Source organism: Pseudomonas sp. B21-012 (assembly GCF_024749305.1).
GTDB lineage: Bacteria > Pseudomonadota > Gammaproteobacteria > Pseudomonadales > Pseudomonadaceae > Aquipseudomonas.
The window spans coordinates 327,521-349,412 of sequence record NZ_CP087197.1; the positions used below are offsets into that span (position 1 = coordinate 327,521).

A 21,892-nucleotide genomic window follows, 5' to 3' on the forward strand; every position below is an offset into this window, starting at 1 on the left:
AGCAGGTTTGAGGTCAGGTCCAGCGGCGGAAAATCAGCGAGGTGTTGACCCCGCCAAAGGCGAAGTTGTTGTTCATCACGTAGTCGTGACTCATGCTGCGAAACTCGCCGCACAGGTAGTCCAGCTCGCCGCAGCGCGGGTCGATGTGCTCAAGGTTGAGGGTGTGCACATAGCGGTCGCTGTTCATCATCTCGATGCTGAACCAGGACTCCAGCGCGCCGCAAGCACCGAGGGTGTGGCCGAGGAAGCTTTTTTGCGAGCTGATCGGCATGCGCGGGCCGAACAGGCTGCTGGTGGCCAGGGTTTCGGCGATGTCGCCCTGCTCGGTGGCGGTGCCGTGGCCGTTGACGTAGCCGATGGCAGCCGGCGTGAGGTTTGCGTCTTCCAGCGCCAGCTCCATGGCCCGGCGCATGGTCGCCTGCTCCGGGCGGGTGGTGTGCTGGCCGTCGGCGTTGCTGCCAAAGCCGACGATCTCGGCATAAATGTGCGCGCCCCGGGCCAGGGCGTGCTCGAGCTCTTCGAGCACCAGCATGCCGCCGCCTTCGCCGATCACCAGGCCATCGCGACCGCTGTCGTAGGGGCTCGGGCTCTTGTGCGGGGTGTCGTTCTTGAGGCTGGTGGCGTACAGCGCGTCGAAGACCATAGCCTCGGTCGGGCACAGCTCTTCGGCGCCGCCGGCGAGCATCAGCGGCAGGCGGCCGAACTTGATCGCTTCATAGGCATAGCCGATACCCTGGCTGCCGCTGGTGCAGGCGCTGGAGGTCGGGATCAGGCGCCCGGTGAGGCCGAAGAAGATACTGATATTGGCTGCGGTGGTGTGCGGCATCATGCGCACGTAGGAGTTGGCGTTGAGGCCTTCGGCCACCGAGTTGAGCAGCATGTTGCCGAACGCCTTGATCTCGTCGGTACTGCCGGTGGACGAGCCGCAGGCCACGCCCATGCGCCCGTCGCGGATCGACGGGTCGTCGAGCAGGCCGGCGTCGCGCAGGGCGTTCTGCGCTGCCGCCACGGCCAGGCGCGAGACCCGACCCATGCTGCGCAGCTGCTTGCGGGTCCAGCCGCTCGGCACCTTGAAATCGTCGATGGGGCCGGCCAGGCGCGTGTTGAGCTCCTCGAAACGGTCCCATTCATCCATGCGGCGAATGCCGCTGCGGTTGCTGGCGAAGTTGCCGGCAATGGTCTGCCAGTCGCTGCCCAGCGAGGTGATACCGGCCATGCCGGTGACGACCACACGTTTCATCAGCACAGGCCTCCGTTGACCGCCAGCACCTGGCGGGTGATGTAGGCGGCTTCGGCCGACATCAGGAAGTTCACCGCGCCGGCGACTTCTTCCGGGGTGCCCATGCGTTGTGCCGGGATCATCTTCAGCAGCTCTTCGACCGGCACGTGCTCGTCGAGCATGGCGGTATCGATCAACCCCGGGGCAACGCAGTTGACGGTGATCTTGCGCTTGCCCAGCTCGATTGCCAGGGCCTTGGCGGCGCCGATGACGCCGGCCTTGGAGGCGCTGTAGTTGACCTGGCCACGGTTGCCGATCATGCCCGACACCGAGGTGATGCAGACGATACGCCCGGCTTTGCGCCGGCGGATCATCGGCATCATCAGTGGGTGCAGGACGTTGTAGAAACCGTCGAGGTTGGTGCGCAGCACCTGGTCCCAGTCGTCTTCGGTCAGCGCCGGGAAGGCGCCGTCGCGGGTCAGGCCGGCGTTGCAGACCACACCGTAGTAGGCGCCGTGGGTTTCTACGTCATCAGTGAGGATGGCCGCGCAGGCGGCGCGGTCGGCGACGTCGAACTGCAGCACGCGGGCTTGCTGGCCCAGGCCCCGGACTTCTGCGGCAACGGCGTCGGCTTCACTGCGCCCGTTTCGGCAATGCAGGACCAGGTCGAAACCGGCGTGCGCCAGGCGCAGGGCAATGGCCCGGCCAATGCCACGGCTGGAACCGGTGACCAGGATGGTGTCAGTCATGGGGGGACTCCTCAGGGCCCGCTTCGGCCAGGTAGCTGGCCACCTGCGGCGGGCGAAAAACGTTCAAACGGGCCATGGCATGGATGCCCGGGCCGCGCAGGTGACACTCGAACACGCCCATGCCGTTGTCGTCTTCGAGCGAGCGCAGGGCATGGATGCGCAAGTGGGCACCGGCAGGGAAATGTTCGACATTGCATTCGAATTTACGCGTGCCGAGCAAAAAGCCCAGCTCCATCGGCTGGCCTTGCTGGCGCGCGCGGCAACCGGCATAGGCGGCCACGCTCTGGGCCATCAGCTCGATGCCGACCCAGGCCGGCAGGCTGCCGTCGGCGCGGTTGAACAGGCCGCCGGGGCGTACGGTCAGGTGGGTATGGATCTGCTCTTCATCGAACGACTCGACCTGATCGATAAGGATCATGTCGCCGGCGTGCGGCAGCAGTTCGGCCAGTGGCCAGGTGATCATGGGGTGTCTCCGAGAATCAGGCTGACATTGTTGCCACCGAAGGCGAACGAATTGCTCATCAGGCGTCGCGGGCCGCTGGCCGGCAGGCGCTGGCTGGCATCGGCCAGGTTCAGGGCTGGCAACTGCGGGTCATCGACGCCATCCCAGACATGCGGCGGCAGGCGCCCTTCAGTATTGCCGGCGGCCAGGCTCAGCCAGCAGAACGCCGCTTCCAGTGCACCGGCGGCGCCCAGGGTGTGGCCGGTCATCGGCTTGCTCGACGAGCAGGCCAGCTGGCTGCCAAACAGTTCATGCACGGCCAGGCTTTCCATGGCGTCGTTGTGCCGGGTGGCGGTGCCGTGCAGGTTCAGGTAGTCGATGTCTTGTGGTTGCAGGCAGGCATTGTCCAGCGCCTTGCGCATGGCCTGCAAGGCGCCCTTGCCGCCGGGCTCTGGCGCCGAGATATGGTGCGCATCGGAGCTGGCACCGGCACCGAGCAGGGCAATGCCGGGGCCTTCGTGGTTGGCATCGCGAGTCATCAGGAACAGTACCGCCGCTTCGCCGATGTTGATGCCATTGCGGTTGACCGAGAACGGGTTGCAGCGCTCGGCGCTCACCGCCTCGAGGGCGCTGAAGCCGTTGAGGGTCAGCTTGCACAGGCTGTCGACACCGCCGCAGATCACCGCATCGCACAGCCCCAGGTCGAGCAGGCGCCGGGCGCTCATCAAGGCCCGGGCGCTGGAAGTGCAGGCGGTGGAAATCACATAGGCCGGGCCGCTCAGTTGCAGCCAGTCGGCAAGGAAATTGGCCGGGGCGCTGAGCTCCTGCTGGGCATAGTCGTAGCTGGGCGAAAATTGTTGCTCGCGCAGGTAGTGGGCGATGCCCTCGCTGGCCTCCTTGATGCCCGAGGTGCTGGTGCCCAGGACGATACCGATGCGCGGGCGGCCAAAGCGGGCGATGGCCGCTTCGATCGCTGAGCTGATCTGCAGGCAGGCCTCCAGCAGCAACTGGTTGTTGCGGCTTTGGTGGGCCTGCAGGCCGGCAGGCAGCTCGGGCAGTTCGCCGTGCACGGCTGCTACCGGCAGGCTGCGCTGCGCTACCCAGCCCTCCTCCACGCGCATGCCAGAGCAGTCGCCGGCAAACAGTTTGCGGGCAACTTCGGCCTGGCCGCGCCCCAGGGCGCAGACCAGGCCCAGGGCATTGAGGTAAGCGGTCATGGCGTGTTCTCGCTGGGCAGTGGGCTGACTAGATAACGCAGGCCCTGGCCCAGGTTCAAGGTGAAGTCGTCGGCTTGTCGGTAGTCGACATGCCAGCGCTCACCCAGCCAGCGTTGCTGGCCTTGCTGGCGGGCGCCGGGGTAGAGCGTTTGCACCTGCTCGGCCGGGGTCATGGCGAACAGCAGGGCGGCGAACAGTTCACGGGCACCCGGGTTGGGTGGCAGCAGGCCATCGGCGTGCCACTGGCCGTCGTTGAGCAACTGCCGTGCCTGCGGAATGCCCAGCAAGTCCAGCAACGACCAGCGCAGGCTGGCGTCTTCGCGCTGGATCACCAGCAGCCAGTCCTGGCTTTGCCCCGCCTGTTGGCGCTGAATATGCAGCTGCATCGGCAGCGTCAGCGCCGGCATTTGCGTGGGCAGCGGCACCCGGCTGGCGCAGGCGCTCAGCAGGGCAAAGGCGAGGATCAGCAACAGGCGTTTCATGCACTCGGCTCGGTGGGGTTCAATGGTTTGCGCGCCACCACGTTGACCAGGGTTTCTTCGCGCTGGCCGACGGGCGGCGGCTTGCGCAGGCCGAAGCGTTCGAGCAGGCCGAAGTCGCTGGAACGGCTCCACCACAGGTACGGGTAAGAGACATTCTGCGCGCCGAATTCGAAGCCCTGGTCGCGCAGCATCTGCAGGTACTGTTCGGCGCTTTTCTGTACATGCATGGGGTGACGGAACAGCCAGCGGATCACCCAGGTGTCGATATAGGCTTCGGTGGACTCGGCGAACAGCAGGTAACCACCGGGCTTGAGCACCCGGTAGAACTCGGCCAGGGCCTTTTCCTGCTCGACCAGGTGGTGGAAGGTCTGGTGGCAAAAGAGCATGTCGACGCTGTTGTCGGCAAACTGCAAGGCCGCGCAGTCACTGCCGCGCAGCTCGACCTCCAGGCCCAGGCGCCGGGCCTCGGCCTGGCTCAGTTCGAGACTGTGCGGGTCGGCGTCGGTGCCCAGCAACTGGCCGGGGCTGAACACCTGCTGCAGGTACTGGAACGACTTGCCCTGGCCGCAGCCGGCATCGAGCAGCACCGGTGCTTGCGGCAGCGGGGTGTCGAACAGCCGACGCAGGTCGTTGATCGCCACCCGCAGCACATGGTGCTGCCAGGTGTGGCTGCGCAGGAACCAGAAGCCGAAACGGGTTTCCTCGACGTAGCTGTCGCTGAGGAACGGTTGCTGACTCATGCCGCCGTCCTTGCACAGACTTCGGCGAGCATGCGCAGGCGCCGCTTGGGTTCGCTGACGAACGGGTTGCGCAGGTCCCAGGCGTAACCGGCGAGGATCGAGCTGATCATCGCGCGGATTTCCGGTGAGCTGGCCGGGTGGTAGATGACGTCCTGGAAGCTGCCGTTGTACCAGCCCTCGACGTAGGCGCGGAAGGTATCGACGCCACGCTTGAGCGGCTCGGCGAACTCGCTCTGCCAGTCGACGTTTTCACCTTGCAGCTGGCGGTGCAGCACGCCGGCGGCCATGCTCGCCGAGCGCATGGCGATGGTCACCCCGGAGGAGAACACCGGGTCAAGAAATTCGGCGGCGTTGCCGAGCAGGGCAAAGCCCGGGCCGTGCAGGGTCTTGACGTTGGCCGAGTAGCCGCCGATGGTCCGCGCCGGGGTGTCCCACACGGCATTGGCCAGTACCTTGGCCAGGCTTGGGGTCTGGGCGACGAAGTCTTTCAGGCAGGCATCCAGGTCAGCCGGCGCGGCGGCAAAGTGCTCGGCGGCGGCGACCACGCCCAGGGAGCAGCGGCCGTTGCTGAAGGGAATGGTCCAGAACCAGATATCGCGGTGCTGCGGGTGGGTGGTGATGAGGATCTTTTCGCGGTCGAACGCCGGGTGGTCGATGCGGTCTTCGATGTGGGTGAACACCGCCTGGCGCACCGGGAAGTTCGACGGTGCTTCGAGGTCCAGCAGGCGCGGCAGGACGCGGCCATAACCGCTGGCATCGAGGACAAACTCAGCTTCGACGCGGTACTCGCTGCCATCCAGGCGGCGCACGCGCACCTGCGGGCGGGCGCGCTCGAAGTCGGCGGCGATGATCTCTTCTTCGTAGCGGATTTCCACGCCCTGGGCGGCGGCCTGGTCGGCCAGCAACTGGTCGAACTGGGCGCGCTGGACCTGGAAGGTGCTCGGCTTGCCGTTGCTGAAGGTGTCGCCAAAATCAAACGCGCTGTATTCCTCGCCCCAGGCGAAGGCCGCGCCGTTCTTGCGCTGGAAGCCTGCCGCTTCGAGGGCCGGGAGCATGCCGGCTTCCTCGACGAAGTCGATGCAGTGCGACAGCAGGCTCTCGCCGATGGAAAAGCGCGGAAAGCGCTGGCGCTCGATGATCAGTACGTCGTGGCCATTGCGCTTGAGCAAGGCCCCGGCGATGGCGCCGGACGGACCGGCGCCGATGATCAATACCTGCCGTTGTTGCAGTTCAGTGTTCGGCATAAGGCCTCCTTGCCGGTTGGGCAGTCTTCAATGGAATCCGGTGCAGGCCGGCCAGCGCGGGCATCAGCGTGGCGACCAGGCTCATCAGCATCAGCGCGAAGTACAGCGCCGGGCTGATCAGCTGTTGTTGCAGCAGCAGGTTGAGAAAGACGATCTCGCTCAAGCCGCGAATATTGAGCAGCAGGCTTTCCCGCCATTTGCTCGCGCCGGCGAACGACGGCGTCGCCCAGCACAGGCCCAGCCAGTTGCCGAGCAGCTTGCTGACGATCGGTAACAGCAGCAAGGCACTCAACTGGATGGCATTGAAGCCCTGCAGCACGTTGTGGATATCGATCTGGATGATGCCGAAGGTCATGATCAGCGGGATCGCAATGCCGTTCTGCAGGCGTTTTATCCACAGCGCCGACAGCGGCATGTGCAGTGGCAGCTTGAGCCAGGCCAGGCAGCACAGGTAGCCGATACCGAAAATCAACGCATTGAGGCGGTAGTGCTCGGCAACGAACAGCAGGGCGAAAAAGCCCAGGCTGTAGACCCACGGCCGGCGCAGGCCAAGGGCGTAGAGTGGCAGCGGCAGGCAGGCGCCCAGCACGGGCAGCAGCAGGCTCACGGGGTCGAGGCTACCCTTGCCCAGGCCAAACAGCAGCCAGCAGGTCAGGTCGATGAGGATCGCCGACTGCATCAGGCGCCGGGTTGCTGCAGGCGGATAGTCGATGTTGCGCAGGTACAGGTAGAGCACCGGAATGGCGGTGATGGCGAACACCAGCCCAAGCGCCAGGGTGGTCAGCCAGGGCTGCGTCGGCAGCAGCAAGGCGCCGCAGGCCAGGCCACAGGCAAAGGGCACGAAGAAACTTGGCAGGGCGATCTTCAGGCTCTGGCGGTCGAACTTCAGCTCCACCACGTCAGCCAGAATATGCCCCAGCAGCAGGGCGAAACTCAGGCCATACAGGGTTTTCAGCCAGGACGGCGCCACCAGTGCGGCGCCACTGAGCTGCCAGTGCGGCTCGACCCAGAACAGCATCAGCAGCGGCAGGCCGAGGGTCGCCAGCAACAACTGGCTGACAATCGGGATCAGCCCCAGGCGCCGGCCCAGCTCACTGGCGATCCAGAACAGTGCCAGGGCCAGGACCCAGAACAACACGATACTCATGCCGCCTGTTCCTTGTGGCCGGTGGCAGCCCAGGGCGCCAGGACAAAACTGAAGGCCAGGCCGAGGCTCACCGCCAGGCCAAAGTTGCTCACCGCCGGGGTGCTCGACACCGCCAGCAGGCCGAACGACAGCCAGGTGGTGGTCGCCGCCAGCAGGGTGCCGAGCAGGCTGACGGCGGCGCCGCCGATCTGCTCATGCATGAGGATCGCGTAGTCGACGCTGATGGCGGTCACCAGCAGCAGGCCGAACAGGCTGAACAGGGTCAGCGGCTGGCCCAGCCAGCCCAGGCAGGCCAGGCTGCACAACGCGGCGAGTAGCGGCAGGGCGACGATGCGCAGGGCACCGCCGAGGCCGAACGGCAGGATCAGCAACACCACGATCAGCGCGCACGACAACAGCTTGAGCTCGGCGGCGCTGACCTGGGTGGCGGCAAACACCCGGTTGAGGTCGCCGAGGCGGTCGACCAGTTGCACGCCGTCGAGGTCGTCGGCTTGCAGGCGCAGCAATGCCGGATCGTTCAAGCCCTGGAGGCTGACGATGGCGGCCACGCCCTGGCCATCGGCGCCCAGCCACAGGGTGCGCCAGGGCTCGCCCAGCGGGCCGCTGAGGGCGTGATCGATGTCGAGCGTAGGCAAGGCCTGCACTTTTGCCAGTTCCGCCTGTAACGCGCTTTGCGGTACGCCCAGGGCCAGCAGCGGCTGCAGTGGCAGGCTGCCCAGTGCATCGCGTACCTGTTGCTGCTCGGCAGGGCTGGCGACCAGTTGGCTGAGGGCCATGTAGCCCTTGAGCTTGTCGGTTTCGACCAGTTCATCGAGCCGCGTGCTCAGCGCTTGCAGGCGACCCAGCAACTGCGTCTGGTCGGCGCCGCGAACCAGGTAGAACTGGCTGGTGGGCTGGTAACCGGTGATGCGTGCCACGGCCTGGGCTTCTTCGAGCAGTTGCGGCGGGCTGCCGACCCACTGGCGGATGTCGTTGCGGCTGTCCAGCTGCCACAGGCCCGCCGCGCAAAACAGGATCAGCAGGCCGAGCAACACCGGGCTTGGCACCTTGTTCAGTAGCTTCAGACGCAGGTCCACCAACCGTTGGGCAATGCGCAGCGGCCATTGCGCCGGCTGCAGCTCGATACCCTTGAGCAATGCCGGCAGCAGGCACACGGCGCTGAGGTAGGCGCCGACCAGGCCGGCGGCGGAAAACACGGCGATCTGGGTCAGGGCCGGGAACGGCGTGAAGGCCAGGGCCAGGTAGCCGATGCAACTGGTGGCCAGGCTCAGGCTCAGGCCCGGCAAGGTCAGCCGCAAGGCCGGCCAGGCACGCCAGGGGCGCAGGCTCCAGCTCTTGGACAGGTAGTGCAGCGGGTAGTCGACGGCGACACCGATCAGGCTTGAGCCGAGCACCAGGGTCATCACGTGCATCTGGCCGAACAGCGCCACGCAGGCCACCGCACCGAACAGCATGCCGACCAGCACCGGCATGAACGCCAGCAACACCCGCAGGCGCCGGAACGCCAGCAGCAACAGCAAGAGGATGCCGACCGTGGCGCCGCCGCCAACCCAGGTGATTTCCTGGCTGGCCTGGCGCTGGCCGTTGGCGGCATACAGCAAGCCGCTGGCGGCCAGCAGGCGGGCGCCGCGCTGCCCGGCTTCAACCCGGCTGGCGGCGAGCAGGTCGGCGACCTGCAGCGGCAGTTGCAGGTCGAACGCATTGCCCAGGGTGCGCGCGCGCAGCAGCACCCAGTGCTGGCCGTCGGCCTCGGCCAGCAGCGCGCCGCTGGCGGTGTCCAGTTGTACCGCAGCAGGGCGTGGCTGGCTGTTCTGGATGCGCCCGGTCAGGCCCAGCCAGTCGTCCTGGCTGGGCACCAGGCTGAAGCCGGCAAAGGGATCGTAGAGGCTCTGCACGCGCTGCTCGATAAAGCCTTGCGGGTTGTCGACCAGGCTGCTGCGGTCGGCGCGCGAGAGCATCGCCAGGCGCCCTTGCAGCAACTGCTCGCGCAATGCCTGCAGGTCGGTTTGCAGGCTCCACTGGACCTTCTCGAACAGGCCGCTGGCCTGCCATTGCCCGGCCAGCTGCTGGGCCAGGGCGATGGCCTGGTCACGCTGGGGATGGCCGACCAGCACCAGCATCTCGCGGTTCAGCGGCTCCTGCATGCGCTGTTCGGCGCGTTGCACCAGCGGGTCCTGGGTGGCGCCGGGCACCAGCGTCATCAGGTCGGCAGACAACGGCGCGGCGCGGTGCCATTGCCAGCCGGCGAGGGCCAGCACAGCGATCAGCAACAGCAAAAACAGCCTTGGCAACAGGCGCTCACTCGGCAAAATCGCGGCGCTCCGTGTCGGTCAGGCTGGCGCTGCTGCTCGATGGCATGCGCAGCACCGTGCTGTCGCCCTGGGTTTCCAGCAACTGGATGCGTTCGACGTAGCGCCCGCCCTCAATATCGATCTGGCTGAACACCTGCTTGAGCAGCAGCGAGCGCGGAGTCAGGCGCAGTTGCCAGTGCTGGGCATCGCCTTGCAGGCTCAGCTCGAAGTCACGCTGCAGGCCGCTGCTGTCGCCTTGCAGCACGGCGAAGAACAGGCGGTTCTGCTCGGCGCCGGCGCTCTTGCCCGGCAGCATCTGCCAGCCGGACGGGGCGCGGCGGGCGATGCCCTGGGCGTTGAGGCGGTAGTCCTGCTTGAGCGGCGTTTGCAGCAGCCACAGCAGGCCATGGTCACGGGCGAGCACGAACTGGCCTTTGCTGACCAGTGGCTGTGGCAGGGCGCGCAGGTGCTTTTCCTGGATGAACGGGCCCTTGATGACCGCAGGTTCGCCCAGTTGCTTGCTCAGGTCATCGAGGCCAAAGGCGTGGGCCAGGGTGCAGCTGGCCAGCAGGCCGAGGCACAGCAGGCCACGCAACAGCGTCTTCATGGCAGCACCTTGTTCACAGCGTCGATCATCACCTGCGGCGAGGCCAGTTGCATCTCGCCGCTGGCGATCTCGACCGCGACCTGCACCGAGCTGGCGCGGGTCATGCGTGCGCCAGTGACGGCATCGCTGATCAGGTAGTTGATCTTCAGGCGGTTCTCCCACTCCACCAGGCTGGCGCGCACGTTCAGGCGCTGGCCGAAGGTGGCGCCACGCACATAGCGCAGCTGCAGGTCGATCACCGGCCAGGCGAAGCCGGAGGCCTGCATCTGCAGGTAGTTGTGTTCGAGCCTGTCGAGCAGCGCGCAGCGCGCCACCTCGAGGTATTTGACGTAGTGGCCGTGCCAGACCACCAGCATGCTGTCGACATCGAAGAACGGCACCAGCACTTCGCTATCGACGTGCAACACTCCCTGACTACGCATGCAGCCTCCAGTGTTGTTCGGCAATTCGGCTCAGGCACAGGCGCAGGTCGCCTTCCAGGGCACGGTCTTCGATGACCGGGGCGAAGTCTTCGAGCAGCGCGGCGTGCATCTGGGCCAGTGCTGGCGGCAGGTCGCGGGCGTCGGCTTCGCGGCCGCGCAGCCAGACACCCTGGTTGGCCGCCAGCAAGGTCGCGGCGGCAACCTGCTCGGTCAGTTCGAGCGTGCGCAGGGCATCGCGGGCGGCGATGGTGCCCATGCTCACTTTGTCCTGGTTGTGGCACTCGGTGGAGCGCGAGAATACGCTGGCCGGCATGGTGTTTTTCAACGCTTCGGCAGTCCATGCGCTGGCGCCGATCTGCACCGCCTTGAAGCCGTGGTTGAGCATCGCCCGCTCGGCGCTGGCGCCCGACAGGTTGCTCGGCAGGCCATGGTTGTAGCGGCTGTCGACCAGCAGCGCGAGCTGGCGGTCGAGCAGGTCGGCGACATTGGCCACCAGGTTCTTCAGGCTGTCCATGGCGAAGGCGATATGACCGCCGTAAAAATGCCCGCCGTGCAGCACGCGTTCGGCTTCGGCGTCGATGATCGGGTTGTCGTTGGCACTGTTCAGTTCGGTCTCGATAAAACCGCGCAGCCAGCCCAGGCTGTCGGCCAGCACACCGAGCACATGCGGTGCGCAGCGCAGCGAGTAGCGGTCCTGCAGGCGGTGCAGCGGCGCGGTCGGTGCGTCGATGGCCAGATCCTGGCGCAACCAGGCGGCTACCTGCATTTGCCCCGGGTGGGGCTTGGCGGCGAACAGGCGCTCGTCGAAGTGCTCCGGGTTGCCTTGCAGGGCGACCACGTTCAGCGCGGTGATGCGCGTGGCCAGCTTGAGCAGGTAATCGGCGCGGGCGAAGGCCAGGCAGGCCAGGCCGGTCATCACCGCGGTGCCGTTCATCAGCGCCAGGGCTTCCTTGGGCCGCAGCACCAGCGGCTGCCAGCCCAGTTCACGATGGACGTCGGCGGCGCTGCGGCGCTCGCCCCGGTACAGGACCTCGCGCTCGCCCGACAGGGTGGCGGCCACGTAGGACAGCGGCGTCAGGTCGCCGCTGGCGCCCACCGAGCCTTCCTGGGGAATCAGCGGCAGGATGTCGTGGGCAAGAAACGCCTGCAGGCGCTCCAGCAGCTCGACGCGCACCCCGGACACGCCATGGCACAGCGACTGCAAGCGGGCGGCCAGCACCGCGCGGGTGGCCGGTGCATCGAGCAATTGGCCGAGGCCACAGCCGTGGAAGGTGTACAGGTGCTTGGGCAGCGCTTCAACATGCTCCAGCGGCACCGCCACCACGCACGAGTCACCGTAGCCGGTGGTCACGCCGTAGATTACCCCTTCCTTGTCCAGCAGCGAGTCGAGGAACTGCGCGCCACGGGCAATCCGCGCGCAGTACTCGGCGTCGTCCTGCAGGCGGGTTTCGGTCTGGCGATTGGCCAGGGCGAGGACGTCTTCGATTGCCAGCGGCAACGCGCCGAAGGTCACGGGCTTATGCGGATGCATCGTCATCGGTCTTCCAGAAAGGGTAGAAATTGAACCATTGCTGCGGCGCTTGCAGGCAATAGTGGCCCAGGCGCTCGGCATAGCGCCCGGCCCAGTCGGCGATCACCTGATCGCGCTGGCCGCGGCGCCATTCGATGGCCTCGGCGAAGGGTTCGAGAATCACCTGATAGCGGCCTTGCTGCTTGAGGCAGAAGAACAGGTTGAGTCGGCACTTGAGCAGCCCGGCCAGTAACCACGGGCCTTGCGGGAAGGCGGCGCGGTGGCCGAGAAAATCCGTCTCGACCGTGCGCGCGCCATGCAGTGGCACGCGGTCACCGGCAATCGCCAGCCATTCACCGCGGTCCAGGCGCTGGCTCAGTTGCAGCATGATCGCCGGGTCCAGCTCGCTGACCTGGATCAGGCGCAGGTTGCTCGCCCCCGATTCACCGAGCAGGCGATTGAAGCGTTCGGCGTGCTTGGTGTGCACCAGCACGTTCATGGTCACTTGCTCGCCGAGCTCGGCCAGGGCGCGGCAGACTTCAAGGTTGCCCAGGTGCGCGCCGACCAGCATCTGCCCGCGCTCGGCGCGCAGTTGAGTGCGCAATTGTGCCGGGTCGACGATTTCGATCTGCTCCAGGCGCAGCTTGCCGTTCCACACGTCGAGCTTGTCCAGCAGGGCCTCGGCAAAGGCCATGAACTGGCCGAACACCCGCCGCTGGCTGGGGCGCAGGCCGGCTTGCCCGCTCCAGTCGGCCAGGCGCTGCTGGTATTGCCAGATGCTCTGCCGGGCGCGGCGGCCAAACACGAAGAAGTACAGGACGATGCCATACAGCACCGGGCTGAGCAGGCGTCGGCCGAGCAGTTTGATACCGAAGGCGGTCAGCTTCATCAGCCAGAAGCTGCCGCGCTCCTGGTGGTCGGCCCAGTGTTGTTCGCCGTTGCTCATGCCTGCCACCGCCGCCAGAGGATCGCCGGGGCACGCAGCAACATGCCGAAGAACAGCTTGGTGTGCATCTTCGAGATCAAGGCGTTGTCGTGGAACAGACGAAAGTGCGAAAGGCCATCAGCCGGGTAATGCACCTTGGTCGGCAGCCAGCGCATCGGCTGGTTGCGCCAGGCCAGGCGCACGAGGATCTCCGGGTCGAAGTCCATGCGCTTGCCGAGCTTGACCGCATCGATCAGCGCCAGGGTCGGCGGCAGCGGGTAGACGCGAAAGCCGCACATCGAATCGGGAATCTGCAGCGACAGGCTGTTGATCCACACCCACACGTGAGTCAGGTAGCGCGCGTACAGGCGGCCTTTGGGCACACTGGCGTCGTACTGTGGATAACCGCAAATCAGTGCCTGTGGATAAGCCTGCGACTGCTGCAGAAAGCGGCTGACATCGGCCAGGTCGTGCTGGCCGTCGGCATCCACCTGCAGGGCATGGCTGAAGCCCAGGCGCGCCGCTTCGCGCAGGCCGGCCATGACCGCGCCGCCCTTGCCCTGGTTGACCTGCAATGTCACCAGATAAACCTGCTGCTGTTCGGCCAGCTGGCGCAGCACGGCGGCGCAGGCCGGGCTGCTGGCGTCGTCGACCAGTACGCAAGGCAGGCCGGCTGCGAGCAGGTCGGCAACTACCGCTGGCACCGCCAGTTCGTGGTTGTACACCGGGATCACCGCGCAGGGTTTATTCACCGATGGCCTCCAGCACGATGCGGCCGCTGGAGCAGGCTGCCCCGGCATTGCTGTAGGCAAAGTAGAGCTTGCCACGCTCGGCATCGAAGCGCAGGGTCAGTTGCAGCGGGTCGCCGGGGCGCACCAGTTGCTGGAACTTCAGCACTTCCATGCCGGCGAACTGGCGTGGCCGGTCGAGCAGTTGTTGCCCGAGCGCCAGCGCCCAGTCGACCTGGACTACCCCCGGCAGTACCGGCGTCTGCGGGAAGTGGCCGTTGAAATAGGCAAGGTCTGCCGACACCGCCAGTTGCAACTGCAGTTCGCCGTTGACCTCGGCCTGGCTCAGCACTTCCGGGCCTTTGGGCCGTGGAGCCAGCAGCAGGGCTTCGAGCTCGGCCTGGGGCAGTTTGCCCTGGGCGTTGAACGGCAGTTGTCGCAGCAGGCGCCAGCGTCGGGGCAGGGCCAGGGCTTCGCAGTGCTGGCTGAGGTGCTGGCGCAGGCCTTCGGTGAGTGCGCGTCGGCCCTGATTGCGCAGGGCGTGCAGGCCTGCGGCGCTGAGCACCAGCAGGGCGCCGAGGCTGGCGCGGTTTTCCTGGATCACCGCCAGGCGCGCTTCCTCGACCCAATCGTGGGCGACCAGGGCCTGTTCGAGCATTGGTAGGGAGATGCGTTTTTCTTCCAGTTTGACGATCCGGTCCAGGCGCCCCAGCAGGCGAAAGCGCCCGTCAGCGGTGAACTCGACGGCATCGGCGCTTTGCTCGATGTGGCCGGGTGGCAAATAGGTCGATTCGATACGCAGCGCACCCTGTTCATTCTGGCTCAGGCGCACCTCGGCAAAGGGTTGCCACAGGCTGTCGCCCTGGCGCCAGGCAATGCCGCCGGTTTCCGAGCTGCCGAGAATTTCGCTCGGCCATTGCTGCAGGCGCTGGTGCAAGGCCTGGGCGGCGCTGGCCGGCAGCTCGCCGCCGGAGGAAAACACCCGGCGTACCGCGCTTAACGCGGGCCAGTCGAGGTTGTCACCCATGCGCTTGAGCAGCGCCGGGCTGGCCACCCAGGCAAAGGCCGGGTGCTCGCGGCTGGCGCGCTGCAGGTCTTCGGGGAAGGGCAACTGCCGACGCACGAACGGGCGCCCGGCGCACAGCGGCCAGAGCACGCGAAACAGCAGGCCGTAGATGTGCTGGGCGGCGACGCTGCCGATGATGCACGCAGCGCCCAGCTCTGTGCCCCATAGCTGTTCCAGGGCCTGCACTTCATTGGCCAGCTGGCGCAGGCTCTTGTCGATGCGCTTGGGTTCGCCGCTGGAGCCGGAGGTGCACAGGCTCAGCAGGCAAGCGTCCAGGTCCAGTTGGGCAGCGGCCAGGGGCGTCTCCAGCAGTGCATCCAGCGCAGTGTCTTGCGCCTGGTCGCTCAGCCACAGTTCGACTTCGCCTTGCCAGCGCTGGCGGGTCTGGACTTGCAGGTCGGCCGGCAGCAGCACCTGTACGCCGGCGCGCCAGGCGCCGAGCAGGGCCACGGCCAGCTCGGCGGCGTCTTCCAGGTGCACGGCAATGCGCTTCACACCACGGCGCTCAAGGCCAGCGGCCAGTTGCAGGGCTTGCTGGCGCAGGCCCGCGTGGTCCAGCGCCGGGGCGAAGGTTACCGGGCGCGGCGCGTCGCTTGGGTGCAGCAGTTGCTCAAGAGCAATCCATTTCATGAGCGTCCTCGCACGCGTTGTCTTATCAGCCATTCAATGGCAAACAGCAGGCCCATCAGCCCGTAGGCGATCAGGCCGTTGTACAGGGTCCACCAGCTCAGCGGCGCCCACAGGGTCAGGGCGGCGGCGACCAGGCCGTTGGCCAGGAAGAACAGGCTCCAGACCTTGGTCACCTGGCGTGTGTAGTGGATCGCCACCTCGGGCAGTTGCGGCTCGCGCAGGCGCGCCAGGCGCTCGGCCACCGGCGGGCCGAATTTCAGGCTCAGGCCGAACAGGCCAAGCATGAACGCGCTGATCAACACCGGGTACCAACGCAGCAGCTGCGGGCTGTTGAACAGCGCCAGCAACGCGCAGAAGGCAATCGCCGCCACGGCCATCCAGTGCCCGCCGGGGCGCCGCCGCTCGCTCAAGGCGCGCGCCAGCCACAGGCCGCCGAGCAACAGGCCGAACTGCCAGGGGGCAAAGTGGGCCATGCCAAAATGCACCGCAAAGGGGTACAGCAGACCGGCCAGCAGCAGGCCGAGGCCGATCAGGCGTTTCATGCCGCGTTGTTGACCAGGCGGTAGACCGCCTCGACCACGTCGTTGACCGTACGCACGGCCTTGAACTCGTCGGCGGCGATTTTCTTGCCGGTCTGGCGCTTGATGTGATCGATCAGGTCGACCGCGTCGATGCTGTCGATTTCCAGGTCCTGATACAGGTTCGATTCCAGGCTGATGCTGGCCGGGTCCAGTTCGAACAGTTCGACCAGGGCATCGCGCAGGGTGTTGAAGATGTCTTCGCGGGTTTGCATGGTGCTGTCTCAGGCTGCCTGTTTGGCGGTGACGAAAGCCGCAAGGCTGGCCACGCTGGTGAAATGGTTACGGGTGTCCTTGGCGTCGGCGTCGATCTTGATGCCGTACTTCTTCTGGATCGCCAGGCCGAGTTCGAGGGCGTCCACCGAATCCAGGCCCAGGCCTTCGCCGAACAGGGTCTGCTGGTCACCGATGTCCTGGGCGCTGATGTCTTCAAGGCCCAGGGCGTCGATGATCAACAGCTTGATGTCGTGGTTAAGGGTGTTCTGTGGATCGCTCATCTTCGGCGAGCTCCTTGGTGAAGTGCTGATGCAAATAGTCGTTGAGTTTGCGTGAGGCCTGCGGGGCGGGGCCTTGTGCGGCGAAGGCCTGCGGGTCGATGTCGGCACCGACCTGCAGGCTGAAATGCACCCGGCGCTGGGGTATGCGGTACCAGGGTTCGGCCTTGGTCAGGGTGCTGGGGGTGACCTTGATGGTTACCGGGGTAATGATCTGCGCACCGCGCAGGGCGATGGCCGCTGCGCCGCGATGGAAGGCCGGCGGTTGGCCCGGCTGGGTGCGCGTGCCTTCGGGGAAGATGATCAGGGTCTGGCCGCCTTGTAGTGCGCCGACGGCGCTGTCGAGCATGTCCATGCTGCCGTCGTTGCTGATGTATTCGGCCGAACGCACCGGGCCGCGGGTGCAGGGGTTGTGCCAGAGGCTCTGCTTGACCACGCAGTTGGCCTGGCGTACCAGGCCGATGAGGAACACCACGTCGATCAGCGACGGGTGGTTGGCAATGATCATCTGCCCCGGGCGGCCGAGTTTTTCCGCGCCCTTGACCTCATAGGTGAGCACGCCGCTGGCGGCCATGAAACGAATGAAACGCCAGAACAGCCAGCTGATGGTGTGCCGCGCGCGCTGGCGATGGCGTACGCCGTCGCCGGGCAGGCAGGCCAGCAGCGGGAACACCAGCAGGCGCAGGCACAGGCCGCCGACACCGAACAGCAGGAAGCTGACGGCGGTGGCGAGCAGGCGCCAGTAATAGGCGTCGCGCGGTCTGCTTATGGCTTGCGTTGCCAGTTCCATGTGCGACTCTTCCAGGTGTGGGTACAGGTGCTTTCGCCCTTGAGCAGGCAACGCAACCAGCTCAGGGCATGGGGTTCGCTCGCAGCCGCGCCAGCGCTGTTATCGCCAAGGGTCAGTTGCCAGTCGTCGCCAGGCGTCAGCAGCAGGCCCAGGGCGTAGGCAAACGGCACGTCATCGATCCACGGGCCGTAGGCCGCGGGCGGCTGTTCTTCAGTGATTATCAGCAGCACTGCCGGGGCGCCTTCGCGCAGCAGGCAGGCGGCTTCCATCACGCCGTGTTCGAAACCGTCACCGGCAGCGGCCAGGGCGGTCATTTCGCTGGTTTCGCCACGCATGATCGACCACAGGCCGATCACCGCGTTGTGTACCGACAGGCTGAACTGGGTTGGCGACAGCGGCTGCTCGTTGGCCAGGTCGCTGAGTATCTCGAAGGTGCGTGGGGTTTCGCCATGCCGGGAGACGAACACCAGCGGCAAATCCTGCATTCCTTCGGCCAATGGCCAGCCCACGGCAAAGGCCATGCGCGCCAGTCGGCTCAGGCGCCGGCGCTGCATGGCCGGCAAAAACGACACATCCGGTGCCTGTTCAGCCACTGCCGGGCAGTGCTGTGCCTGGCTCCAGGCCTGCCAATCGGCAGCCGTCTGCAGGCCTGGCGCCCACGCGCGCCACTGGCTGATATTGAATGTGATCACTTAGCTGTACTTCCCGCCCTGAGGGACTTCCTTGCCGAGGGAGTGACTCGGAACAACGACCTGACAGGGGTGTGGCGCAATCGCCGAGTGGCGCGCATTATCCCGGTGGAGTTGGTGTGTAGCAAATATTGGTTGTACGGATTGTCGTCTGCAACAGACAGCGGTCCTTATGATTCGTCGGACCGATCCGAGGTTTCCCGACCAATGGCGGTGTTGTTTATTCGGTCGGATCGCCGAAAACTTGAGCCATTGGCGGCTGGTCAAGCCGTCATTGGCCGCACATACTCGCTCATCCCCAGACACACGGAGGTCTTTCCATGCGGCGCGTGGTATTCAATCAGAAAGGTGGCGTTGGCAAGTCGAGCATTGCCTGCAACCTGGCAGCGGTGAGTGCCAATGAAGGCTATCGGACCCTGCTGATCGACCTGGATGCCCAGGCCAATTCGACCCAGTACCTCACCGGGCTGACCGGCGAGGACATTCCCATGGGCATTGCCGACTTCTTCAAGCAGACCCTGTCGTCCGGGCCGTTTGCCAAGAAGAACAAGGTCGATATCTACGAAACGCCCTTCGACAACCTGCATGTGGTGACCGCCACCGCCGAGCTTGCCGACCTGCAGCCCAAGCTTGAGGCCAAGCACAAGATCAACAAGCTGCGCAAACTGCTCGATGAGCTGGACGAGGACTACGACCGGATCTACCTGGACACTCCGCCAGCGCTGAATTTTTATGCGGTTTCGGCGCTGATCGCTGCCGATCGTGTGCTGATCCCCTTCGATTGCGACAGCTTCTCTCGCCAGGCCCTGTATGGCCTGCTGGCCGAGATCGAAGAACTCAAGGACGACCACAACGAAGAGCTGCAGGTCGAAGGCATCGTCGTCAACCAGTTCCAGGCCCGCGCCAGCCTGCCCCAGCAGATGCTCGACGAGTTGATCGCCGAGGGCCTGCCGGTGCTGCCGGTGTACCTCAACAGCTCGGTGAAGATGCGCGAATCACACCAGGCCAGCCTGCCGCTGATTCACCTGGAGCCTCGGCATAAACTGACCCAGCAGTTTGTCGAGCTGCACGCTCTGCTCGAAGAAAACGCCTAGACGCCCTGGCTGCGCAGCCACTCCAGCAGTTGCTGGAGTGGGAATGCACCGCTCTGGCGCGCCACTTCCCGGCCGTTTTTGAACAGGATCAGGCTGGGGATCGAGCGAATCGCCAATTGCCCGGCCAGTTGCTGGTTGGCCTCGCTGTCCAGTTTGGCCAGGCGGCAGCGCCCGCTCAGCTGAGCGGCGGCCTGGGCAAAGATCGGCGCAAACGACTTGCACGGCCCGCACCAGTCGGCCCAGACATCGATCAGCAGCGGCAGGTCGCCCTTGATCTGGCTGGCGTAATCGCCCTGTTGCAGATCGAACGGCGTGCTCAGCAGCACCGGGTTCTTGCAGCGGCCGCATTTAGGGCTGTCGCCGAGGCGCTCGCCGGGGATGCGGTTGAGGCCGTTGCAGTGGGGGCAGGGGATGAGTAGTGGGTCGCTCATTTGAGTACCTGAGAAGGGTGAGAATGTTGAAACACTAAGAACATTCTCGGGCAAAGACAAATACCGCCGCCGCTTGCTTGCCGATTATCCGGAATGTTTTGATAAGTATCGCAGATTGCTATATTTGTGTATTGCTCTCAAGCTCCCTCCTGAAAGCACTTTGCGATTCGGGTGTGGCATGCATGTGATAACGGAAAAACGCATCTGGGAGGCCAAGGCGAAATGGCCGCGAGCAGCCTCGGCGCTGGACGCTTGGTATCGACTGGTCAAGGCCTGCAATCCCGCGGACTTTGCGGCGATGAAAGGGACATTTCCTGCCACTGACAAGGTAGGGGCGTTGCATGTATTCGATATCGGCGGCAACAAATTGCGGCTGATTGCGGTTGTGCACTACAAGACGCAGCGCCTGTATATCAAGCATGTGCTTGATCATGGCGAGTACGACAAAGGCAAGTGGAAGGAGTGAAGGCAATGAGCCCACTGATCAAGCAAGCGGCAGCGCATTGGCAGTATGTGTCGCCGTTGCTGCGCAAACCAGCCAGCGAAGCGGACTACGATGCACTGGTCGAATCGCTGGATGAACTGCTGGTTTTGGTCGGCGAGGATGAGGGCCATCCCCTGGCAAGTCTCGCTGTACATCTGGGGGATATGCTGCAGGCCTATGACCATGCGCATCGACCTTTGCCCCGGGCCAGTGGCGTCGACACGTTGCGCTACCTGATGCAGGAACATGGTCTCAAGCAAAGCGATCTGCCGGAGATTGGTTCGCAATCGGTAGTGTCGGAGGTGCTGGCGGGCAAGCGTCAGCTCAATCTGCGTCAGGTGCGTGAACTGGCCAAGCGCTTTTCGGTGCCCGCAGACGTGTTCTTCTAAAGATCAGAGGCGGTGAAGCCTCACGACGAGCAACTGATCTCCAGGTGCTTACCCCACTCCGGCGGCCGCTGGGCATAGGCCTGCATGCCCGGCTGCTCGTCGAACGGTTTGCTCAGCACTTGGTGCAGGCGGCGTACTTCCTCGTAGTCACCCCCCTCGGCCGCCTCGATGGCGCGCTGGGCCAGGTAGTTGCGCAGGATGTACAGCGGGTTGACCGCATGCATGCGCTCGCGCCGGCCTTCGGCGTTGCCGGGTTCGCGCTGCAGGCGCGCCAGGTAATCGGCTGACCACAGGTCAAAACCGGCCAGATCGATGAAGTCGTCGCGCACCACCTGCAGCGCCTGCTCGGCAGGCTGGTCGCCGAGATGGCGGAAGAACAGGGTGTAGTCCACCGCGCCGGGCTGCATCAGTTGCAGCAGGCGCTCGATCAGCAGCTTGTCGTCGTCTTCTGCCTGGGTCAGGCCCAGGCGTCGGCGCATCAGGTCCAGGTAATGGGCCTCGTATAGTGGCAAGAACAGCCCGAGGGTTTCCTTAAGCGCTTCGACGCTGATAAACGGCGTCAGGGCCTGGGCCAGGGCGCTGAGGTTCCAGTGGGCGATGGGTACCTGGTTGCTGTAGCTGTAGCGGCCCTGGTCATCGGAGTGGTTGCAGATGAAGTTGGCGTCGAAGTCGTCGAGGAAGGCGTAGGGGCCGAAGTCGAAGGTGATGCCCAGGATCGACATGTTGTCGGTGTTCATCACCCCGTGGCAAAAACCATAGGCCTGCCAGCGGGCAATCAGCTCGGCATTGCGCTCGACGATGGTGCGGAACATCGCCAGGTACGGCTCGGGTTCGTCCTTGCACTCGGCAAAGTGGCTGTTGAGCACGTGATCGGCGAGGATGCGCTGCTGCTCGGGCTGGCGGGTGTAGTAGAAGTACTCGAAATGCCCGAAGCGGATATGGCTCGGCGCCAGGCGCAGCAGCATGGCGGCGCGCTCCTGAGTTTCTCGCCACACCGGCGTACTCGAGCCGATCACGCACAGCGCGCGGCTGCTGGCGATGCCCAGGGCCGGCAGGGCCTCGCTGGCAAGGAACTCGCGAATCGATGAACGCAGCACGGCGCGGCCATCACCCATGCGCGAGTAAGGCGTCTGCCCGGCGCCCTTGAGGTGCAGGTCCCAGGACTGGCCGGCGTCGTTGCGCACCTCGCCCAGCAACAGCCCGCGGCCATCGCCAAGGCGCGGGTTGTAGGAGCCGAACTGATGCCCGGAATAGACCATCGCCCGCGGTTCGGCCTCGGCCCACAGCTTGTGGCCGCTGAACAGTTCGGCAAATACCGGCGAATGGGCCTCGGTGGGCTCAAGGTCGAGCAGCGCCATGGCTGCCTCGCTGGCGACCACCAGGCGCGGTTCGGCAATCGGCTCGGGCAGCACCGAAGTAGAGAAGGCATCGCCCAGGCGGGCGAAACGGTTATTGAAAGTCAGTTCGTCGAGGGCTTTCAACGGCCATCTCCTGAAGAAAACCTGAGCATTCTGCAAGGGTATG

At 65.4% G+C, this 21,892-nt stretch carries 25 protein-coding genes; 3 read left to right on the forward strand and 22 right to left on the reverse strand.

Going from position 1 to position 21,892, the window contains the following annotated elements:
* Positions 1 to 13 precede the first annotated feature (13 nt).
* From LOY37_RS01455 to LOY37_RS01550, 20 genes are read right to left on the reverse strand one after another with little or no spacing between them, the layout of a single operon-like run.
* Complete coding sequence (locus LOY37_RS01455; RefSeq protein ID WP_093377139.1) at positions 14 to 1,240, reverse strand: beta-ketoacyl-ACP synthase; 1,227 nt, start codon at positions 1,238 to 1,240, stop codon at positions 14 to 16.
* Complete coding sequence (gene fabG, locus LOY37_RS01460; RefSeq protein ID WP_045193941.1) at positions 1,240 to 1,968, reverse strand: 3-oxoacyl-ACP reductase FabG; 729 nt, start codon at positions 1,966 to 1,968, stop codon at positions 1,240 to 1,242. Before fabG ends, LOY37_RS01455 begins: the two co-directional genes overlap by 1 nt.
* Positions 1,961 to 2,431, reverse strand: a complete 471-nt coding sequence (locus tag LOY37_RS01465; RefSeq protein WP_258716176.1) for a hotdog family protein — start codon at positions 2,429 to 2,431, stop codon at positions 1,961 to 1,963. Before LOY37_RS01465 ends, fabG begins: the two co-directional genes overlap by 8 nt.
* Positions 2,428 to 3,627 (reverse strand): beta-ketoacyl-[acyl-carrier-protein] synthase family protein, encoded by a 1,200-nt coding sequence (locus tag LOY37_RS01470; protein WP_258716177.1) that lies wholly within the window; start codon positions 3,625 to 3,627, stop codon positions 2,428 to 2,430. Before LOY37_RS01470 ends, LOY37_RS01465 begins: the two co-directional genes overlap by 4 nt.
* Positions 3,624 to 4,109 (reverse strand): hypothetical protein, encoded by a 486-nt coding sequence (locus LOY37_RS01475; RefSeq protein ID WP_258608926.1) that lies wholly within the window; start codon positions 4,107 to 4,109, stop codon positions 3,624 to 3,626. The genes LOY37_RS01470 and LOY37_RS01475 overlap by 4 nt, the downstream gene beginning before the upstream one ends.
* Positions 4,106 to 4,849 (reverse strand): class I SAM-dependent methyltransferase, encoded by a 744-nt coding sequence (locus tag LOY37_RS01480; RefSeq protein WP_258716178.1) that lies wholly within the window; start codon positions 4,847 to 4,849, stop codon positions 4,106 to 4,108. Before LOY37_RS01480 ends, LOY37_RS01475 begins: the two co-directional genes overlap by 4 nt.
* Positions 4,846 to 6,093 carry an NAD(P)/FAD-dependent oxidoreductase gene (locus LOY37_RS01485; RefSeq protein ID WP_258716179.1) on the reverse strand — a complete coding sequence of 416 codons (1,248 nt, stop codon included), beginning with the start codon at positions 6,091 to 6,093 and terminating at the stop codon, positions 4,846 to 4,848. Before LOY37_RS01485 ends, LOY37_RS01480 begins: the two co-directional genes overlap by 4 nt.
* Positions 6,080 to 7,240, reverse strand: a complete 1,161-nt coding sequence (locus tag LOY37_RS01490; RefSeq protein ID WP_258716180.1) for a sodium:proton antiporter — start codon at positions 7,238 to 7,240, stop codon at positions 6,080 to 6,082. The genes LOY37_RS01485 and LOY37_RS01490 overlap by 14 nt, the downstream gene beginning before the upstream one ends.
* Positions 7,237 to 9,549, reverse strand: a complete 2,313-nt coding sequence (locus LOY37_RS01495; RefSeq protein ID WP_258716181.1) for an MMPL family transporter — start codon at positions 9,547 to 9,549, stop codon at positions 7,237 to 7,239. Before LOY37_RS01495 ends, LOY37_RS01490 begins: the two co-directional genes overlap by 4 nt.
* Positions 9,539 to 10,138: an outer membrane lipoprotein carrier protein LolA gene (locus LOY37_RS01500; protein ID WP_258716182.1), complete on the reverse strand. Its 600-nt coding sequence runs from the start codon at positions 10,136 to 10,138 to the stop codon at positions 9,539 to 9,541. The genes LOY37_RS01495 and LOY37_RS01500 overlap by 11 nt, the downstream gene beginning before the upstream one ends.
* Entirely contained in the window at positions 10,135 to 10,560 is a 426-nt protein-coding gene (locus tag LOY37_RS01505) for a thioesterase family protein (RefSeq protein WP_045193932.1), read from the reverse strand. The genes LOY37_RS01500 and LOY37_RS01505 overlap by 4 nt, the downstream gene beginning before the upstream one ends.
* Positions 10,553 to 12,097, reverse strand: coding sequence for a histidine ammonia-lyase (gene hutH / locus LOY37_RS01510; protein WP_258716183.1), 1,545 nt, complete (start codon positions 12,095 to 12,097; stop codon positions 10,553 to 10,555). Before hutH ends, LOY37_RS01505 begins: the two co-directional genes overlap by 8 nt.
* Complete coding sequence (locus LOY37_RS01515) at positions 12,078 to 13,016, reverse strand: glycosyl transferase (RefSeq protein WP_045193930.1); 939 nt, start codon at positions 13,014 to 13,016, stop codon at positions 12,078 to 12,080. The genes hutH and LOY37_RS01515 overlap by 20 nt, the downstream gene beginning before the upstream one ends.
* The gene (locus LOY37_RS01520; RefSeq protein WP_045193929.1) at positions 13,013 to 13,747 is read right to left on the reverse strand and encodes a glycosyltransferase family 2 protein; all 735 of its coding nucleotides are present in this window, start codon (positions 13,745 to 13,747) and stop codon (positions 13,013 to 13,015) included. Before LOY37_RS01520 ends, LOY37_RS01515 begins: the two co-directional genes overlap by 4 nt.
* Positions 13,740 to 15,419, reverse strand: coding sequence for an acyl-CoA synthetase family protein (locus tag LOY37_RS01525; protein ID WP_045193928.1), 1,680 nt, complete (start codon positions 15,417 to 15,419; stop codon positions 13,740 to 13,742). The genes LOY37_RS01520 and LOY37_RS01525 overlap by 8 nt, the downstream gene beginning before the upstream one ends.
* Entirely contained in the window at positions 15,416 to 15,961 is a 546-nt protein-coding gene (locus LOY37_RS01530) for a hypothetical protein (protein WP_258716184.1), read from the reverse strand. Before LOY37_RS01530 ends, LOY37_RS01525 begins: the two co-directional genes overlap by 4 nt.
* Positions 15,958 to 16,212, reverse strand: coding sequence for an acyl carrier protein (locus LOY37_RS01535; protein WP_045193926.1), 255 nt, complete (start codon positions 16,210 to 16,212; stop codon positions 15,958 to 15,960). The genes LOY37_RS01530 and LOY37_RS01535 overlap by 4 nt, the downstream gene beginning before the upstream one ends.
* 9 nt (positions 16,213 to 16,221) lie before the next feature.
* A complete protein-coding gene (locus tag LOY37_RS01540; RefSeq protein ID WP_258608947.1) occupies positions 16,222 to 16,494 on the reverse strand; it encodes a phosphopantetheine-binding protein in 273 nt (90 codons plus the stop codon).
* Positions 16,469 to 17,281 carry a 1-acyl-sn-glycerol-3-phosphate acyltransferase gene (locus tag LOY37_RS01545; RefSeq protein ID WP_045193925.1) on the reverse strand — a complete coding sequence of 271 codons (813 nt, stop codon included), beginning with the start codon at positions 17,279 to 17,281 and terminating at the stop codon, positions 16,469 to 16,471. The genes LOY37_RS01540 and LOY37_RS01545 overlap by 26 nt, the downstream gene beginning before the upstream one ends.
* Positions 17,257 to 17,973: a beta-ketoacyl synthase chain length factor gene (locus LOY37_RS01550; protein WP_258716185.1), complete on the reverse strand. Its 717-nt coding sequence runs from the start codon at positions 17,971 to 17,973 to the stop codon at positions 17,257 to 17,259. Before LOY37_RS01550 ends, LOY37_RS01545 begins: the two co-directional genes overlap by 25 nt.
* Before the next feature lie 317 nt (positions 17,974 to 18,290).
* Here LOY37_RS01550 and LOY37_RS01555 point away from each other — a divergent pair, with 317 nt between their 5' ends.
* Positions 18,291 to 19,064 (forward strand): ParA family protein, encoded by a 774-nt coding sequence (locus tag LOY37_RS01555; protein ID WP_038997609.1) that lies wholly within the window; start codon positions 18,291 to 18,293, stop codon positions 19,062 to 19,064.
* On the opposite strand, the gene trxC is transcribed toward LOY37_RS01555, so the two are convergent.
* Positions 19,061 to 19,495: a thioredoxin TrxC gene (gene trxC, locus LOY37_RS01560; RefSeq protein WP_093377092.1), complete on the reverse strand. Its 435-nt coding sequence runs from the start codon at positions 19,493 to 19,495 to the stop codon at positions 19,061 to 19,063. The genes LOY37_RS01555 and trxC overlap by 4 nt on opposite strands.
* Positions 19,496 to 19,673: 178 nt before the next feature.
* Between trxC and LOY37_RS01565 the strand changes: the two genes are divergently transcribed.
* Complete coding sequence (locus tag LOY37_RS01565) at positions 19,674 to 19,961, forward strand: type II toxin-antitoxin system HigB family toxin (RefSeq protein WP_258716186.1); 288 nt, start codon at positions 19,674 to 19,676, stop codon at positions 19,959 to 19,961.
* A 5-nt stretch (positions 19,962 to 19,966) separates the two neighbouring features.
* A complete protein-coding gene (locus tag LOY37_RS01570; protein WP_258716187.1) occupies positions 19,967 to 20,368 on the forward strand; it encodes a type II toxin-antitoxin system HigA family antitoxin in 402 nt (133 codons plus the stop codon).
* Between the two features lie 20 nt (positions 20,369 to 20,388).
* Here LOY37_RS01570 and selO read toward each other — a convergent pair whose 3' ends face one another.
* Positions 20,389 to 21,849: a protein adenylyltransferase SelO gene (selO, locus tag LOY37_RS01575; protein WP_258716188.1), complete on the reverse strand. Its 1,461-nt coding sequence runs from the start codon at positions 21,847 to 21,849 to the stop codon at positions 20,389 to 20,391.
* Positions 21,850 to 21,892: the final 43 nt, after the last annotated feature.

Coding starts and splice junctions, on each gene's coding strand:
- LOY37_RS01455 (WP_093377139.1), bottom strand. CDS start 1,240: ATGAAACGTGTGGTCGTCACCGGCATGGCCGGTATCACCTCGCTGGGC.
- fabG (WP_045193941.1), bottom strand. CDS start 1,968: ATGACTGACACCATCCTGGTCACCGGTTCCAGCCGTGGCATTGGCCGG.
- LOY37_RS01465 (WP_258716176.1), bottom strand. CDS start 2,431: ATGATCACCTGGCCACTGGCCGAACTGCTGCCGCACGCCGGCGACATG.
- LOY37_RS01470 (WP_258716177.1), bottom strand. CDS start 3,627: ATGACCGCTTACCTCAATGCCCTGGGCCTGGTCTGCGCCCTGGGGCGC.
- LOY37_RS01475 (WP_258608926.1), bottom strand. CDS start 4,109: ATGAAACGCCTGTTGCTGATCCTCGCCTTTGCCCTGCTGAGCGCCTGC.
- LOY37_RS01480 (WP_258716178.1), bottom strand. CDS start 4,849: ATGAGTCAGCAACCGTTCCTCAGCGACAGCTACGTCGAGGAAACCCGT.
- LOY37_RS01485 (WP_258716179.1), bottom strand. CDS start 6,093: ATGCCGAACACTGAACTGCAACAACGGCAGGTATTGATCATCGGCGCC.
- LOY37_RS01490 (WP_258716180.1), bottom strand. CDS start 7,240: ATGAGTATCGTGTTGTTCTGGGTCCTGGCCCTGGCACTGTTCTGGATC.
- LOY37_RS01500 (WP_258716182.1), bottom strand. CDS start 10,138: ATGAAGACGCTGTTGCGTGGCCTGCTGTGCCTCGGCCTGCTGGCCAGC.
- LOY37_RS01505 (WP_045193932.1), bottom strand. CDS start 10,560: ATGCGTAGTCAGGGAGTGTTGCACGTCGATAGCGAAGTGCTGGTGCCG.
- hutH (WP_258716183.1), bottom strand. CDS start 12,097: ATGACGATGCATCCGCATAAGCCCGTGACCTTCGGCGCGTTGCCGCTG.
- LOY37_RS01515 (WP_045193930.1), bottom strand. CDS start 13,016: ATGAGCAACGGCGAACAACACTGGGCCGACCACCAGGAGCGCGGCAGC.
- LOY37_RS01525 (WP_045193928.1), bottom strand. CDS start 15,419: ATGAAATGGATTGCTCTTGAGCAACTGCTGCACCCAAGCGACGCGCCG.
- LOY37_RS01530 (WP_258716184.1), bottom strand. CDS start 15,961: ATGAAACGCCTGATCGGCCTCGGCCTGCTGCTGGCCGGTCTGCTGTAC.
- LOY37_RS01535 (WP_045193926.1), bottom strand. CDS start 16,212: ATGCAAACCCGCGAAGACATCTTCAACACCCTGCGCGATGCCCTGGTC.
- LOY37_RS01540 (WP_258608947.1), bottom strand. CDS start 16,494: ATGAGCGATCCACAGAACACCCTTAACCACGACATCAAGCTGTTGATC.
- LOY37_RS01545 (WP_045193925.1), bottom strand. CDS start 17,281: ATGGAACTGGCAACGCAAGCCATAAGCAGACCGCGCGACGCCTATTAC.
- LOY37_RS01555 (WP_038997609.1), top strand. CDS start 18,291: ATGCGGCGCGTGGTATTCAATCAGAAAGGTGGCGTTGGCAAGTCGAGC.
- trxC (WP_093377092.1), bottom strand. CDS start 19,495: ATGAGCGACCCACTACTCATCCCCTGCCCCCACTGCAACGGCCTCAAC.
- LOY37_RS01565 (WP_258716186.1), top strand. CDS start 19,674: ATGCATGTGATAACGGAAAAACGCATCTGGGAGGCCAAGGCGAAATGG.
- LOY37_RS01570 (WP_258716187.1), top strand. CDS start 19,967: ATGAGCCCACTGATCAAGCAAGCGGCAGCGCATTGGCAGTATGTGTCG.